Annotated in this window: 10 protein-coding genes and 1 tRNA gene; 5 read left to right on the top strand and 6 right to left on the bottom strand. The window is 35.8% G+C overall.

Going from position 1 to position 16474, the window contains the following annotated elements; all coding sequences use genetic code 11:
* Positions 1 to 350 precede the first annotated feature (350 nt).
* Both IC221_RS13405 and dusB read right to left on the bottom strand, forming a co-directional pair.
* Positions 351 to 815: a YHS domain-containing (seleno)protein gene (locus tag IC221_RS13405; RefSeq protein WP_044202263.1), complete on the bottom strand. Its 465-nt coding sequence runs from the start codon at positions 813 to 815 to the stop codon at positions 351 to 353.
* 291 nt (positions 816 to 1106) lie between these two features.
* Positions 1107 to 2099 carry a tRNA dihydrouridine synthase DusB gene (dusB, locus tag IC221_RS13410; protein WP_188169458.1) on the bottom strand — a complete coding sequence of 331 codons (993 nt, stop codon included), beginning with the start codon at positions 2097 to 2099 and terminating at the stop codon, positions 1107 to 1109.
* Positions 2100 to 2314: 215 nt separating this feature from the next.
* Between dusB and IC221_RS13415 the strand changes: the two genes are divergently transcribed.
* From IC221_RS13415 to IC221_RS29910, 5 genes are all read left to right on the top strand, one after another.
* The gene (locus tag IC221_RS13415; protein ID WP_188169459.1) at positions 2315 to 3241 is read left to right on the top strand and encodes a CPBP family intramembrane glutamic endopeptidase; all 927 of its coding nucleotides are present in this window, start codon (positions 2315 to 2317) and stop codon (positions 3239 to 3241) included.
* Between the two features lie 26 nt (positions 3242 to 3267).
* Positions 3268 to 3477 carry a DUF2007 domain-containing protein gene (locus IC221_RS13420; protein WP_044202267.1) on the top strand — a complete coding sequence of 70 codons (210 nt, stop codon included), beginning with the start codon at positions 3268 to 3270 and terminating at the stop codon, positions 3475 to 3477.
* Entirely contained in the window at positions 3461 to 4300 is an 840-nt protein-coding gene (locus IC221_RS13425; protein WP_044202269.1) for a phosphatidate cytidylyltransferase, read from the top strand. Before IC221_RS13420 ends, IC221_RS13425 begins: the two co-directional genes overlap by 17 nt.
* A 76-nt stretch (positions 4301 to 4376) precedes the next feature.
* A tRNA-Ser gene (locus IC221_RS13430) sits at positions 4377 to 4461 on the top strand.
* Positions 4462 to 4610: 149 nt separating this feature from the next.
* Positions 4611 to 5801, top strand: coding sequence for a biotin/lipoyl-containing protein (locus tag IC221_RS29910; protein ID WP_188169460.1), 1191 nt, complete (start codon positions 4611 to 4613; stop codon positions 5799 to 5801).
* A 442-nt stretch (positions 5802 to 6243) separates the two neighbouring features.
* Here the strand turns inward: IC221_RS29910 and IC221_RS13440 are convergent, their stop codons facing one another.
* From IC221_RS13440 to IC221_RS13455, 4 genes are all read right to left on the bottom strand, one after another.
* A complete protein-coding gene (locus tag IC221_RS13440; protein ID WP_188169461.1) occupies positions 6244 to 10446 on the bottom strand; it encodes a two-component regulator propeller domain-containing protein in 4203 nt (1400 codons plus the stop codon).
* Between the two features lie 306 nt (positions 10447 to 10752).
* Entirely contained in the window at positions 10753 to 14472 is a 3720-nt protein-coding gene (locus tag IC221_RS13445; RefSeq protein ID WP_188169462.1) for an ATP-binding protein, read from the bottom strand.
* On the bottom strand, positions 14472 to 15023 hold the full coding sequence (locus tag IC221_RS13450; protein ID WP_188169463.1) for a hypothetical protein: 552 nt from the start codon (positions 15021 to 15023) through the stop codon (positions 14472 to 14474). The genes IC221_RS13445 and IC221_RS13450 overlap by 1 nt, the downstream gene beginning before the upstream one ends.
* A 105-nt stretch (positions 15024 to 15128) precedes the next feature.
* Positions 15129 to 16349: a hypothetical protein gene (locus tag IC221_RS13455; protein WP_188169464.1), complete on the bottom strand. Its 1221-nt coding sequence runs from the start codon at positions 16347 to 16349 to the stop codon at positions 15129 to 15131.
* Positions 16350 to 16474 lie beyond the last annotated feature (125 nt).

Below are 16474 nucleotides of genomic sequence, written 5' to 3' on the forward strand. Positions count from 1 at the left end.
AACATTCGCGCCATTGAGCTTCCTACCATTTTAGTTTGGTAGTACTTCCCCCGGCATTGAAGGGAAAGGCGTTAAGAATTTCATGAAATGAGCCGTTAAAAATGATTTTCTTGTTTGAGCAAAGCGAGTTTAAAATCATTTAGGCGAGTGGAATGAAATTTAGCTTTTGACTTCTAAGCCTAGATTTTTTGCTTCGTTTTTCATCAATGGAAAAATGAAGAAGAAGGAAGCTTGAAAGTAGAACCTTCAAAGCTTGTAGAAATGCCGAGTGAAAGTTGACGATAATTTAGTATGTGGTGATAGAAAATAAAAAAGAGTAATCCCATATATTTAGGATTACTCTTTTTATGTTAATTGACAAGTTTATTCCAATTGGCATCTGCTTTCTTTTCCAATTTATCAGGTCCTTCCTCATGCCAATACTCTTTGGTATTCGAAAAGAACTTATTGTAAAAAAGCATCAGCCTGCCATTCTGAACAACGAAGGTTTCGTAGTTGACATCTACTTTCTCTCCTTTGTCTGCCATGGCATAAGCACACCAACCACCATAGGCAGGAAGGTACTTTTCCGGATTAGCTAAAAACTTATCAACATGCTTCTGTGAAATAAATCGATATTCAGCACCTTTGTATTCCGCTGTGAATTCTTTTTCACCTTCAACCGCTTTTGTATCGAAGTAACTCACAACATCATATCCACCAACTGCCAATTTTCCTTTCGAAAGATTTAAGTCTTGTGTGGTTTGTGAATAACTCCATTGGTTTAAGCTGAAAAAACAAAAGAATACAAACAGTACCTTCAATTTAAATTTCATAGTAGATAGTTATTTTGAGCGAAAATTTTTAAATACCAACACTGCTGTTGATATCTTTTTGATTTATGTTCTTATACTGATTTGATAGTGAAAGGTTGTTCACATATTGAAAAAAATATTTTCAAACACGTTTAAAAGCTTCAAATTATCAACTTGTCAACATCAATAAATTGCAGAAAAATGAGGGTATACGCTACTTTATCAACAGTTTGAAGCAAAATAAAAGGGATAAAATTTTGCATTAAAAAAACACAAAACTTTATCCCCATTATTTTTATTTCTAATCCTAAACTAGTAGATCACTTGCTTATCAAAAGCCTCTTCTACCTCTGAAAGGATATTCAATACCTCATCATGTGTCATTGCTTCTACCAACTGAGTTCTGAAAGGTTTGAAATGCTGTACACCTCTGAAATAAGTAGTATAATGTCTTCTCATTTCAAAAATACCCGTTTTATCTCCTTTCCACTCCACTGAGAAGTTAAGGTGACGCTTTACGGTATCAATTCTTTCTTGGATTGATGGAGGGTCAAGGATTTCTCCTGTTTCCATGTAGTGCTTGATTTCTCTGAAAATCCAAGGATAACCAATAGAAGCTCTACCGATCATAATACCGTCAATACCGTATTTCTCTTTGTACTCTACTGCTTTTTGCGGAGAGTCAATATCACCATTTCCAAAAATTGGAATGTGGATATCTGGGTGGTTTTTCACCTCAGCGATTGGGTTCCAATCTGCCACACCTTTGTACATCTGCTGACGAGTACGGCCGTGAATTGTCAATGCTTGTACACCAACATCTTGAAGTCTTTTGGCTACTTCTAAAATGCGAATGTTGTCGTGATCCCAACCCAAACGAGTTTTTACGGTAACAGGTTTTTTCACCTGTTTCACAATTTCTTCGGTCATCTTCTGCATCTTGTCGATGTCCAAAAGAATACCTGCACCAGCTCCTCTACCTGCCACTTTCTTAACGGGACAGCCATAGTTGATATCAATAATTTCTGGATTTGCTTCTTCAGCAATAGCCGCAGCCTCTCTCATTGATTCAATCTTCTCTCCGAAAATCTGAATACCAATTGGGCGCTCATAATCGTAGATATCTAATTTCTGACGACTCTTTACTGCATCACGAATTAACCCCTCTGCAGAAATAAACTCTGTATACATTAAGTCTGCACCGTTTTCCTTACAAACCGCTCTGAAAGGAGGGTCACTCACATCTTCCATTGGTGCTAACAGTAATGGAAAATCTTTTATTTCTAAATCCCCTATTTTTACCACTTTTCTATAGCTTTTAATACGTTTAGCAAAGTATGAACTTCCTGATTCCAATCGTGCGATTACTACACTTATTAAAAGAAGTGTATCTTTGCTATCATTAGTGAACTCTATTAAAACACTTTAGGTTCCTAAATTCCTAATTATGAGTCAATTCATAACAACTATTAGGAATATTAGACCTTATTTGTTTTAAAATACAAATGTAATAAAAGAACATGACAGACCATATTCAAGCACAAAATCCTGGATATTTCTTTAAAAAATTTCTTTTACTTATCCTTTTTGTGATCATGGCCACGTTTGTTGGTCAAGCTGTTATAGTGGGTGTTTTGTTACCGCTGTATGACTTTAGTGTCCAAGAAGTATTTAACCAATTATCGCATAAAGACAACAGAATGGTAATGCTTACTGTTCAAGGAATTTCTGCACTTTTCACTTTTATCTTGGGGCCATTAACTTATGGCTACTTTTATGATCCAAAGTTTACAGAACAGCTAAGTAAAAAACTTCCAGAAAAAAGCCAATTACTTCTAAGTATGATTGTAATAGCAGTATTTCTACCTTTAGGTTCCGCTTTGTTGGTATGGAATCAAAATATAGAACTTCCTGCTGCATTTCATGATTTAGAGGTAATCATGAAAGAAACTGAACTTCATTTAGCAAAACTGACTATTTTCCTTGTCGATTTTCAAAGTTTTCCTGAGTTCCTTGTAGGTTTTCTTGTGATTGCCATTTTTGCAGGGGTGGGTGAAGAACTTCTATTTAGAGGATATGTTCAAGGCTATATCGAGGGGATGTTTAAAAATGCACATCTAGCGATTTGGGCTACTGCTTTTATTTTTTCAGCGATTCATTTACAATTTTATGGTTTCTTTGTAAGAATGTTCTTGGGAGTATTGCTAGGATATTTATTTTTGTGGTCAGGTAGAAGTTTATATCCAGCTATATTAGCCCATATTACCAATAATGCCATCACTGTTATTAGCGTTTATGTAAATAAAGAGGAAATATTAAAAGAAATGGCAGATCCATTTTCAACGGAAGCTCCGGAATGGTATATTGTAATACTGTCTACAATTTTTGCTTTTGGATTTTTATTTTTTTACAAAAAACGAGGAGAAAAATTGTCTTTTGATCACTAACCTAAGATTCAATAAACAACAATAACATGGATAATTGGGAAAAAGTGTTTGCTAGCGATCAGCTGTATCAAGCCGAAATCGTGAAGGAAACATTAGAAGCACGTGGTATAAATGCCGTTATTTTAGACAAAAGAGATTCTTCTTACAATAACTTCGGTTATAGAGAAGTTTATGTTGAGAAATCTGTTGCTGAACAAGCAACACAAATTATTAAACAAGATGTTCAATTTGAATAAAAGCTCCGAACTCACTCAACGTGTCATCGTTGGATTTTTAGGGGGTGTTGGTATGCTGGGTGCCATATACTACGGAGTTTGGACCTATTTTATTTTATTTTTAATTATCAGTGTCGCTACCATCCTAGAGTTTTATCAACTACTACGTTTGGAGTCGCACTTACCTCTTCGTACTTATGGTACTTGCTTAGGGATTCTAATTTACTGCCTTACGTTTTTTATCGAATTAGATATTATTGAAATGAAATGGCTGTACCTTGTCTTTTTAGGCTTTTCGTCAGCTTACCTCATTAAGCTTTACAATAAGAAAGACGATAAACCATTTAAAAACTTAGCTTATACCTTTTTGGGAGTAATGTATGTGGCTGTACCTTACTCTATGATTCACGCTTATGTATTTTTTGATACAAAATATCATTATGAAATACTTATTGGAGCCATGCTTATTTTGTGGGCCAATGATTCAGGAGCTTATTTCTCAGGAAAAACTTTTGGACGAAGAAAACTTTTTGAAAGAGTTTCTCCAAAGAAAACTTGGGAAGGAAGTATTGGTGGAGCAGCACTAGGTGTTACAGTGAGTTTAATCTTCTCGCATTTCTATACTTCTTTGGAAGCTTGGAGATGGGTGACCATTGCTATTATCATTGTAGTCACTGGTACATATGGAGACCTTGTTGAATCGCTCTTCAAGAGATCAATGAGTATTAAAGATTCTGGAAAAACATTACCTGGACATGGTGGTTTCCTAGATAGATTTGATGGTTTATTACTCTCTGCACCCTTTATTGCAGCGTTTTTGAAATTATTTCCACCAAATTTATAAAAAAATACAGCAAATATTTGGATTATATAAATACATCCTACATATTTGCACCCGCTATCACACAAAGATAGCACATAGAGAGTTGGCAGAGTGGTCGAATGCGGTGGTCTTGAAAACCATTGTACCGCGAGGTACCGGGGGTTCGAATCCCTCACTCTCTGCAAACACAAAGCATCAAATCTTACGGTTTGATGCTTTTTTTATGCCCTTTATCTTCTCAATTCAATTTTCTTTTTACTACAAAATATGTTGTCATTCTATGATTTTATAATGATATTATGATCAATATTTTCCAATTAATACACTACAAATGCTAAGCAAACTACTTCAGTTCTTTAGTGCTTCTAAAGACACTACTCCTAGAACAAAACCTACGGGTCAAAACCTTCAAATGACCAAAGTTGAAATACCAGAAAGCGATGAAGCTATTAGAATGCCTAAAATGATGGATGATATGAAATCTGGCATTATTTCGAAATGGCATGTAAAACTTGGTGACATTGTAAAAGAAGGAGATATAATTGCCGATGTGGAAACGGACAAAGCAACAATGGAATTAGAGAATTATGAAGAAGGCACTGTCACTTATATAAATCCTAAAAAAGAAGTATTGGTCAATGACGTCATAATGATCATTAACCCCACAAACCCAAAAAGAAAAAATATTTTTGAACACAAGGACCTTACCATAACTGAAATAGATATTCCTGAAGGAAGCATCGCTGTAAGGCTACCTATGATGTTTGATAATATGAAAATGGCTCACGTCACTGAATTATTCACTGAGGTGGGTAAAGAAGTTAAGAAAGGAGACATTTTAGCTGAAATTGAGACGGAAATAGGTGTAATGGAATTAGAAAGCTATGATGACGGAATAATCACTTACATCAACCCTAAAAAGGAACTGTTGGTGAATGAAATTATCATGACAGGAAAAGGGCTGAATACTAATCCAACTAAACCTAAAACCTCCGAAAATATTGCTAATGATAGCTTAGAAATCCGCAATGTAGAAGTACCAAAAAACGGTAAGGCTGTTATAATGCCTAAAATGATAGACAGTATGAAGTCTGCTATTATATCTAAATGGCATGTAAAACTTGGTGACATTGTAAAAGAGGGAGATATACTTGCTGATGTTGAAACGGACAAAGCAACAATGGAATTAGAGTGTTATGATAATGGAATAGTCACTTACATCAATCCCAAAAAAGAAATCTTGGTCAATGACACCATCATGGTCATTGGCAGCCATGATTCTGTTGAAGAAAAAGAAGAAGACCTTGTTAAGGTTCCATCGCTCGGTAGAGATATCAACACCGTCACCATCTCCAAATGGCTAGTAGAAATAGGGGATCATGTTAAGGTCGATGATCCTTTGGTAGAAGTTGAATCTGACAAAGCTACATTTGAATTAGTCGCCGAGAGGGATGGAATCATTAAGTCCATTACAAATGATGTGGAGGTCAAAGTAGGTGACACCATTTTAAAATACAGTTAATACGTAGAGAGCTAAGCTTTGGGTAACTTACAATCGATTATTCTACAGGACTCGAATGCTGCTAACGCTTAACATTCGCTCCTGTGGGCTTTCTACCCAATTCATTTGGTAGTACTATTTTCGGCCTTGAAGGGAAAAGCGTTAATAATTTCATGTATGGAGCCGTTAAAAATGATTTTGCTGTTTGAGCGTAGCGAGTTTAAAATCATTTAGGCGAGGGGAATGAAATTTAGCTTTTGACTTCAAAGCCTTGACTTTTTTGCTTCGTTTTTGTGTTAAGACAAAAATGAAGAAGAAGGAAGTTTGAAAGTAGGTCCTATAAAAGCTTGTAGAAAGTCTATTAGAAGTTAGATTAAGGTATCTTATAATCACTCTCCACAAAAAAACCTCCTGCAAGCTTATATTACTTACAGGAGGTTTTAGTTATATTCTACTATATCCACTAAAAGCCAATACCCACCACAGTAATATCGTCTCTTTGTTCTTCTCCTTCTTTAAATGTGTCCAATTCTTGCTCTATATTTTTAAGCTGCTCGGTGAAATCTAACTGAGAATTTTCGTTGAGCATTTCCAAGAACTTCACTCTACCAAATTTCTTACGGTCAGCCTTATTTTGGTCCATATAACCATCAGATGCCAAATAGATACAATCTTCTGGAAGAATAGTCAATATGTTCTTTTCAAACTTCACATCTGATTTTCTTGAAGAGCCAATTGATTTTTTGGTAGTAGGATAAACGGTAATTTCTTTTTGGAAACTATCATAATGATAAAGCGGTGTTTTTGCTCCTGCAAATTCCAAGATGGTAAGTCCTCCTTGAGGTGTGAATTTACAGATGATCAAATCCATTCCGGCATCTTTAAAAGAGTCATCATGACGGAAGGCATTGTAGACCTTCTCATGAAGCTTATTCAAAATGACACTCACATCATCGATTTTCTGTTCCCTGATAAGGTTATTCAAAATAGATGATCCAATCATTGACATAAAACCTCCTGGTACACCATGACCTGTACAATCTGCCACCACAAAATAGGTGTGTCTTTTCTCTTGATGTAACCACACAAAGTCTCCAGAAACTAAATCTTTAGGAAGGTATAAATTGAAGATCTTATTGAATGCCTTCCTCAACTCACGCTCAGAAGGAAGAATAGCCTTTTGAATCGTTTTAGCATATCGAATACTATCAATCAGTTTATTATTTGTCTCTGTAATCAGATCGTTCTTTTTCAATAAAGATTCTCTTTGCATTTCTAATTCCTCATGCTGTTCTTCGAGCTTAGCATTGTTAGACATAATCTCATCATGTGCACTTTGAAGGTCCACTGTTCTCTCTTTTACCAATCTCTGCAATAACTTCTTACTCTTCTTATAAGCGTATACTTTATATTGATAGAAGGCTATGGCAAATATAATAAGGAGAATCGTCACTAAAATTCTGAACCAAGTCGTTTCCCACCAAGGAGGTAGGATGGTAATTTTCATTTCTTTGACTTCCTCATTAAACGTTCCATCATTGTTGGAACCTTTGACCATAAACGTGTATTCACCTGCATCAAGATTAGTATAATTTACCCATCTGTTTTCAGCTGATACATCAAACCAGTCTTTATCAAATCCTTCTAACTTATAAGAGTATTGATTCTTAAGAGGTGAAGCATAGTGCAATGCTGCAAACTCTAATGAGAAATTCTTTTCATCATGATCCAGCACCAGCGAATTGGTCAGTGATATATTTTTCTCTAAAATTACTTCTCCATTTACAGAGTCCCCAACGTTGAGCATTTTATTGAAAAGTTTGAAATTGGTGAATACAATAGAGGGAACCATTGTGTTGTCAGTGATTTTGGTTGGATCAAACATCGTAATTCCATTTACACCGCCAAACAACAATAAACCATCAGCTGTTTTGGTTTTTGACAGGTCCTGAAATTCATTTCCTTGCAGTCCATCACTTCTATCATAGTCTGTAATTTCCAATGTCTCTTTATCAATTCTCGCCAAACCGTTATTGGTCGATACCCAGATGTGATTGTTTCTATCTTCAAGTATACCTTTGACGGTGTTGTTAGGCAAGCCATTGGAAGTCGCCAACTTTATAAATTTATTTTCTTTGGCCACAAACTTATTAAGTCCTCCCCCCATGGTACCTACCCAAAGATCACCATCCTCTGCTGGAAGCAAATCAAGAATATAATCTTGACTGAGGCTATGACTGTTATTCTCTTCATTCTTATAAACCACTACAGTAGGATTATCATCATACACCTGATCAGCTGGAATCATATTCAATCCATCCGCTGTTCCTACCCATATATTTCCAAAACTATCTTCTTGAACACTCCTAATAATTTCGCTACTCAGCTGTCCTTCTAATTGCTGTGTAGGTAATTGTACAACCTCTTCAAGATTTAAATTATCATCAACTTTAAACAGACCTTTACTATAAGTTCCCACCCATATTATACCTCTACTATCTTGGAAGAGTACCATGATGGATGAAAATTCAAAATCAATTTTATTCAACCTCTTTTCCAAAGGAACACCATCTTTTCCCTGAAGATCAGTGACTAATAACCCAAAGCGGGTACCCAACCATATCTTTTTCTTTCCATTGCAATTTACTTCAATGATAGTATAAAGCTTCGCAACATCCTTCGCTTGCTGAAATTGATTGTAATCTTTATGAGGTGGCAAATAATTCAGTCCATCCGCTCCAGTTCCTACCCAAAGTCCTCCCTCACTATCATAAAGCAATCCTCTTGTACTATTTTCTAGTAAACCTCCTGTAATTCCTGTTTTGTTGATATGACGAAATGGCTTACGGTAAACATCCAATTTATTCACACCTCCATCTATCGTCCCAATCCACAAAGTCCCTTGTCTGTCTTTATATAAACTTGATATATCATTATTATTCAAGCTGTGTTCATTATAAATATTCTCCTGATATCTTGCTTTAAACTTAAGCTCACCCTTTTTGTTATATGCCATTTCAATCAAGCCATTTCTAGTCGCCACCCACAATGTTTCTTTATTATCGGTGAATTCCATAGCGTTTACTCCAGTATAAAATGGTACGCAGAAATACTTTTTCCCTGTCTCTTTATCTTTATATTCTATATTAAGGCCTGAGTTAGAACCCATGATTAACTTTCCATTCTTATCCTCTTTGATCACATTGACAACACCTGTTGTTTTAAAGGTTTCAAAAATAAAGTTGTCATCTGATTCATCTATTAAATGATAAGCTACCTGAGCATTGGCTCCAAACCATAATTCTCCCGTAGTTGTCTCATAAACACAAGTCACTTTCTTTGGAAATTTATCACTTGAATTCAGATCCATTGATATAAATTTTCTACGCTCTACAGGCAAATTCAAATCCAACATATCTATCCCTTTCAGATGCGTGATCCATAGTCTATTTTTAGTATCAATATGAAGATCGGTCACATGATCGTTACTTATGCTTTCAGGGTCATCTGAGTTGTGTTGATATACTGTAAATTCTTGAGAAGCTTGATTAAGCATACTTAATCCCCCACCAGAAGTACCAATCCATAAGTTTCCATCTGCATCTTCATCAATAGCGTAAATCAGGTTACTGCTAATTGATTGTTTAGCTGTGGCTTGACTTGCTTTTTTATATACTTGAAAACTATAACCATCGTATTTATTCAACCCATCATACGTTCCAAACCACATAAAACCTTGCTCATCTTGGAAAATACGGGGAATTGAGTTTTGAGAAAGGCCGTCTTCTGTTGTAACGTGCTCAAAGAACTTTAATGAGTTCACTGCCGGTTGCTGTTTATTTAGTCCCATTCTCTTAATCCAAGGTACTAATACAGGAGTTACTGCTATATTTTTAATTTCTAAATCACCACCTTCCCTTGTTGAGGCTATAACACTCACCTCTTTTACTTTGGCATTTGTTGTTACTTTAAAAATCAGAGAATATTCTTGTTCTTTTGATTGATTGACATTCACCATCAAATTATCTAGCTGACTACCTTTTAGTGCAACATATGCTTTTGATGATGGATTATGATTAATAGCATTGAAAGTTAGTTTATAGTATTTGTAAGGCTGAACAGGTATTTGTCGTGTTGCAGACGCTTTTCCCTTCATTTTTAAAAGAAAAGTATTTTCTTCATTATTAGTGATAACGTCACCCTCTATATCATCCCATTCACTACCCGTAAAAGTGTTGCTATGTCTTAGATGATAAGGAATTTCTTTTTTCGCAATGACATATTTCTGAATTAATTTTTTTGGAGCCCATTTCTTTTGATCTTCAATAAAAAAGCATTCAATAGAATACCCTTGATTTTCCTGAAGCTTCTTTCCCTTTTTCAATTGAATAGGAACTGTTACAAAATGTTTTCCTTTCTCTGCCCATTGTCCGCCATAACCTACTGCCTCATTATTTCTATCTTTAATAGCAAAATGAATAAACTGCTTTTTAGGACTATGATAAACTACAGGAACATAAACTTGATACCCAATCTTTATCAGTTTTGATGTATTAAAAAATGCAATTGAATTCTTTTCTACCTCCACTTTTTTGAAAGAAGAAAAGCCAATCATAATAAAAATAACAGATGCAAAAGCTAATAATTTCGTTCGAGTTAATTTCATTTCATTCAATAGATTAAAAAAAATCTTCGTTAGTGTTTACAGGAGTGCGAAGGCACATAAATAGTGTTATAAAAAGTTATGGATTTAATTAACTAAACAGGGGAGAATTAGTTTTATTTCTCACGAATCACAATTATACCCCCCTTAATTTCAAAATTTCATCTCCCTTAAAATCGGCTCTATTGCAATGTTTTTGGGGTAAAGGAAAAGAATCTTATCAAAAGAAGAAGCTTATTTTTCAACCTCCTATGCTTTCATTTATCAAAAAAATAGCCTCTCACTTTGTTATCAGCAAGAGGCCCTATTTTATATCTCACTCACAAGCTTTACCACGCTTGCTTTATTGGTCTTGGAATTTCGCTCCAATTTCAAAACATGATCGTAAATCGATGGATCATTTTCATTTGGTGAACCGAATATTAAGCGGATATTTTTGGAGTTGGTATAATGGATCAAATCTCTTAAGTAACGATCTGATAATTTACCAACCTCATCAATCACACAGTGTACGAAGTAATCCTCTTGTTCTTTGTAAGCGTTCTCTTGGAATACGGTCAGGAGCGTAATGTAAATCATCGATTTCACCAACACGTCCGTACCTTCCGAACCTACATTAGACAACTTCTCTACCCAACCTGTATCGTTATTATTTTCAATGACTCTAAAGCGCAACATGAAAGTATCTTCCAATGTAATCTGCTTTTGAGCATTTTCTTTAATGACTCTACGAAGATCTTTCAACAACTGAACTGAGTAACGAGAATCTTTTGCTGAAGAGTTGACATTGACCTTAAAGATATCGCCTTGATCTGAGAAAGAAACGTTCTCGTTGAGCTTATAGATTTTCTTTAAAGTAGTCAACAATGGCGTGTTGTTCTCATTGTATTCCAGTTCAATCGACTTCACTACACCCACGAAGTTACTTTTCGCAAATCCGTTGTTGATGTCTTTGACAATCTTCTTGATCAAATCTGAAGTATCCGAAAGGTCTTTCACCTGACGAGCCACGGCACTAATAATTTCTCTATGCTGTTTCTCTAATTGATCCCTCATGTGCGACAATCGCTCTCCATCCAATAAACTTGGAAGGACTTTCTTTGCCAAGTAAATAAACTCTTGTAAAGTCGATTGAGCAAAAAGTGCTGGAATCTTTAAGTGATTGTCTCTTCTGAAGACACCTGTAAAGATTTGTCCTTTTGATTTGAAGGTAGAAACCAAACGTGCTTTTTCTTTTAATGACTTTCTTAGTTCTGTCAATAAGAAAGATAAATCGCTGTCGTTGATTTCTGCTTCATTGAGGTTTTCTACACCTTCATCAAAGTACTTTTGAAGACGTTCATACGCTTGTTCGTCTTCTTCTCTTGCCGCTTTGAATTGTTTTAAAAGATGATTGGAATGATCTTTCGTTCTGCGGTAAGCATCTCTTTTATCGTCCAAGTAGTTGAGTTGTTCTTCGTATTCCTCAACCGCTTTGTCGTATTCTTCCTTCAGTTTTTCTAGTTCTCGATCTTGGAATTTCTTTCTACTTCTTGTCTCCTCCGCTTTGTCCAAGTAGTACGTTTTGTCTTTCTCGTACCCTCTTTTTACAATTTGAGCTTCCTCAACCTGCTTCAGTTTGTGATTTAGAATTGTAATTTCTTCCTCAACCTCTGCTAACTTATCGGTATCAATCCCTTTTTCCTCCAATAAACCTTTACGCTCTTCTTCAAGTGCAGTAATACGTTTATCGTGATCGCCTTGATAAGCAAACCACTCTTTTTCAAGTTTGGTTACCTTCCCATCAATCTCTTCTTTTAAAGTATTGATTTTGGTATTGAAAATATCTGAAATCTCACGTTCCTGAGCCCAACGGTCATCTTTTAAGTCCGCTAGTTTTCCTTCCAACGTATCACAAGATTCCTGAGCTATTCTCAATTTTCTTCTTAAATCAACTAAGGCTTCTTCTTTTAAAGTATTACCTTTCTCAATGATAGAAGCCTCTTGTTCTCTCGCTTCTTTCAGCTCATCTTCTTGATTGATGATTTCCGAAGAAAGATCTGAAAGCGTTTGCTCCAGCTTCGTCAGTTTCTTGCTATAATTTCCTAATAGCTTTTCCACCTTCTTATCAATCACACTATCCAACTCTGCTAAGTCACTTTCGGCTTTTGCTAAAGCTTCTTTTTTCGCATCATAAGTAGAGGAAATATGATCTGTAGCTGTCACTTTTGAGGTAAGAGAGGTCGTGTCCAATTTCACTCCATAGAAAGATTCACCTTCTAATAATGCCGGCTCCAAATCCTTTCTCGAAAGCAATTCTTCATCACAAACCTTACCGATATTTTCAGCCCAATCAGATTTATTGTGATCTAAGAATTCACGGAAAGAACCTTCATAGTTTTCTTGACGGACTTTCCATTCTTGTACTTCATCAGAAGCGATTTTTACCTGACGTTCTAATTCGATTTGCTGATTTCTCGCTTCATTACGGATTATCTGCTCTTCTAATCGTTTACGCTCTTTGGTGTTTTTGATCGTATTTTCGGTCTCTACCAAAGTATGTTTATTCTCTTTGATAGAAGATGAAAGTTTAAATCTTAAGGTATTATTTTCTACTAAAAGGTTCTTTGAGAAGTCTTTCTCTTGCTCCATTTCTAAAGCAACATCCGCTCTCGTTTTCGCTTCTTTCAGTTGATCTAACTCTGTTCTATATTCACCTTCTTGTGTAAAAAACTTCGTACGTATTTCCTCTAACTTCTCTTGCTTTTCACTTTGAAGCTTTTCTTTCTGAAGGTGCAATTGCTCTTTTAGTAATTGCTTTTGCTCGTTGAATTCCCCTTTTCTTGAGGTGAACTTCTGTTCTAAGGAAGCCTTTTGATCAGAAATCAGACGTTCCACTTCCGCCGTCTTTGCCACCAACATCTGTTTGATTTCTTGTTGATAAATCAACTGATCTTTCAAACGAGGTTCTTCTGCTACCAAGTCAACTACTTGCTCAATTGAGAAGGTATCTCCACCAATGTTGATCGACTCGTACTCCTTTTCTCTTCTTTCAATCTCCTTTAAGGTCGCTTTAATCTCCCCTAATTCCTGATTGACTTCCGCCGTTTTCTCTTGGTAGTTGGTCTCTGCTTTTTCATACTTCGCCTTCATTTCATTCTCCTCTTTCTGCATTTCAGCAAGGAGTTTTTCACTGTCGGCTAAGTGTTTTTCTGCTAAAGCTACGCCACCACCTATCTGCTTGGCAAGGCGTTGTTGATAATCTTGTTGTTGTGTGATTTCGCCTTCTAAGGAAACGATTTCTTCAGCATTACCTTTATTTCTTTCGAAGTCTTCAAAATCGGTTAATTGATCATCAAACTCATGAATGAAATTGGCAATCGTCTCCAAAGAGATAGGTTGCATTTCATAATCCGCAGAGGCCGCTTCACCAATGGCTCTTTTGATATAATCCGACTTTAAGCCAGAACTTCTGAAAATGTTAGTAATCGCCTTCGGAATACCTTCTACGTGATGGCTTTTTACACCTGCAGAGGGCTTCAACAAACTAAATTGTGTATTGTATTTACTTACACCATAAATCACTTTTCTTAAATCGGCAAACCTTCTGATCTCATCTGAGAAAGGAATTTCTGCTTTTTCTAAGTTCTCAAGGACTTCATCATGAGTACATGCTTTTCGGTCTTTGATAAATAAATCTTTGTTGTAAGAAGTATCGATAAAACGGAATCTCAAACGACCTCCACTTTTATAAACAGTCAGTAAATGCTTTCCTCTTGGGGTCTGAATTTCATAAATCAGACGAGCATTGAGATCCTGAAAATAATATTCAGAAAAAGACATTTGCTGTTCTTTGATCCCCAACTCCCTTTTTTCAGAAGTGGCGTGATAAAAGAATAAAACGGCTCTTAATGCGGTTGTTTTTCCAAATCCATTGGACCCAACGAAGTGAACATTTCCTCCAAGATCCACTTCAGCATAATCAAAACCTGCACTTTTTATCAGGACAAGTTTATTTAAATATCTTTTAGGTGATTGTCTTGTATTCATTATTCGTTAGTGGGATCAATGTCTATTAAATCAACAATATCTTTCAGGTAATTGTAAGAAGATAAAACGATATAACCTTCGTTTTCATCATCTTCACAATCCATAAATCCTTGTCTTTTCATTTCGTCCATCAAGTCTCTCACTTTATCATGTGTAGAGATTGATTTATCTGATGTCAAACGTTGAAGCTGATCATTTAAGTCGGTTTCAACATTGCATTTATGTACAATATCTTTCACATAAAAACGCATTCCTTCTCCAAATCCAGGAGCGAAAGTGGCGAAAAATGCTAATCGATCGATGTATTTATAGAAACGTTCAATTTTCTCCTCAATCGTCTGACGACCACCTTCACGAGAAAAATAGAAGTAATTATTTCCTTTCTTTAGGTGAAACCCAAGCGGGGCATAGACGCTTTCGAATGCAGAAAAATATTCCTCTACTTCATCGTAAAGTTTTCTGAATTCCGGTCTGATGGTATTAGCACTCAAAAATTGTCCTCGACTGAGCATTTCAAATACTCGACGGGTACTATTATGATCTATATTCATGCTGTTTGTTATTTCTTTTCTTTAGTAAACTGTTGTTTCTTGCACCATGACTGAAGTCATTGGCTTGTGATACTGACTCCAACAACACTAAAGTGTTATTTCCGTTTACTTTTGCTCTGCTACTTTAGGACGAATAAAGGCAAACTGTTTTCCATTCAGTTCGATTTGTTTGGCATCATCAAATGGGTTTTTCGGTAATCCAAAATCCATTTCATCTTCAAAAATCAATGCCACCTGACAGTAAATTTTGATCAATTGATCTTCTGTCATTTCGTATCCATAATCATATTCTTTCACAAAGTGGAATAAGTCTTTGTCCTGTAAGAAGAACGCTCTTTTCAGCTTACTGAAATCGATATGCAACATTTTCTGCTGTTGAGGATCTAATAAATCCCCATCAATATCCAACTCCGCTTGCAATTGCATTCTCATTTTGTGCTGACGACGAATCGCTACTCTTTCAATAATGTCCAACCCTTCATCACCTCTGAGGTAATCCAAATCCAACATGGTCTGAAAACGTAATTGCGTATCGAAGAACAAAGCACTTTCATGAGTGAAGACTTCCTCCACATTGGTACGCACTTCCAACTCATACAGATCTCTGTATTTCTTGAGTTGTAAAATCTTTTTATGTTGACGGTCAAGCTCTGCAATCTGATTGATAAAGCGGACAATTTCCTGACGAAGTGCAATCAAGTTATGGCGTGCCATGGTCAAATGATTTCCTTTTAGTTCATTGACAATCGCACGAAGTCCTTCATCTTGAACTACTCTGAAAAATGGATTTTCTAATAGTTCTTCTGCATTTGTGATCAACTGTAACAGCTTTTCAGCCTGTTCGTTGTGGTCTTCAATTTTCACTTTTTTGAGCTCAATTGAAGATGCTGTTTTATATTCTTGCTTTACTAAAGCACTAAGCGTAGCTGCATTTTTACGAATTACCCTCCCAATACTGTTCAGGTTTCGCTTTACTCTATTTAAATATCGCTCCCTCTCTTTACTGTCCTCATCAATTTCATAAAGATAAATCGTCTTCTTTAAGATTCTGATGCTTTCATCAATCTCAAAATTTCGGATATCTTCATTGATCTCCAGAAAGTCCTCCACAAAGTTGAGTAGACGTTCGTCTAAGCGTGCCGGTTCCCCCTCCTGCAAAGAGATAATCCCTCTTGCATTGGCTTGCAAGATTTCTTTTTCCTTACCATCGGCAATCTCAGTGAGTTCATCAAATGAAGCACTCTTCTTTTTAAAGAGATGATTGATCACTTTTCGATGCCTGTAAAGTTCTCTTATTAGTTCATCAGCTGTCTGTATATCTGCCACTTATTGTTGGTTTTGAATAATGATGAATGAACTTCATCAACTAGAACCTTATAATTAATAAAGACGGGAGAAGTTATGCAAGTAATTCACAACTTTTTTCTATCGCCTCAAAGATTGATAAAGTA

It is taken from the genome of Flammeovirga sp. EKP202 (assembly GCF_014534745.1).
In the GTDB taxonomy this organism is placed as follows: Bacteria; Bacteroidota; Bacteroidia; order Cytophagales; family Flammeovirgaceae; genus Flammeovirga.

Excerpts from the sequence above, each read along its gene's own strand:
- IC221_RS29910 (WP_188169460.1), top strand. The coding sequence starts at position 4,611 with ATGCTAAGCAAACTACTTCAGTTCTTTAGTGCTTCTAAAGACACTACT.
- IC221_RS13445 (WP_188169462.1), bottom strand. The coding sequence starts at position 14,472 with ATGAATACAAGACAATCACCTAAAAGATATTTAAATAAACTTGTCCTG.
- IC221_RS13405 (WP_044202263.1), bottom strand. The coding sequence starts at position 815 with ATGAAATTTAAATTGAAGGTACTGTTTGTATTCTTTTGTTTTTTCAGC.
- IC221_RS13415 (WP_188169459.1), top strand. The coding sequence starts at position 2,315 with ATGACAGACCATATTCAAGCACAAAATCCTGGATATTTCTTTAAAAAA.
- IC221_RS13420 (WP_044202267.1), top strand. The coding sequence starts at position 3,268 with ATGGATAATTGGGAAAAAGTGTTTGCTAGCGATCAGCTGTATCAAGCC.
- IC221_RS13440 (WP_188169461.1), bottom strand. The coding sequence starts at position 10,446 with ATGAAATTAACTCGAACGAAATTATTAGCTTTTGCATCTGTTATTTTT.
- IC221_RS13450 (WP_188169463.1), bottom strand. The coding sequence starts at position 15,023 with ATGAATATAGATCATAATAGTACCCGTCGAGTATTTGAAATGCTCAGT.
- IC221_RS13425 (WP_044202269.1), top strand. The coding sequence starts at position 3,461 with ATGTTCAATTTGAATAAAAGCTCCGAACTCACTCAACGTGTCATCGTT.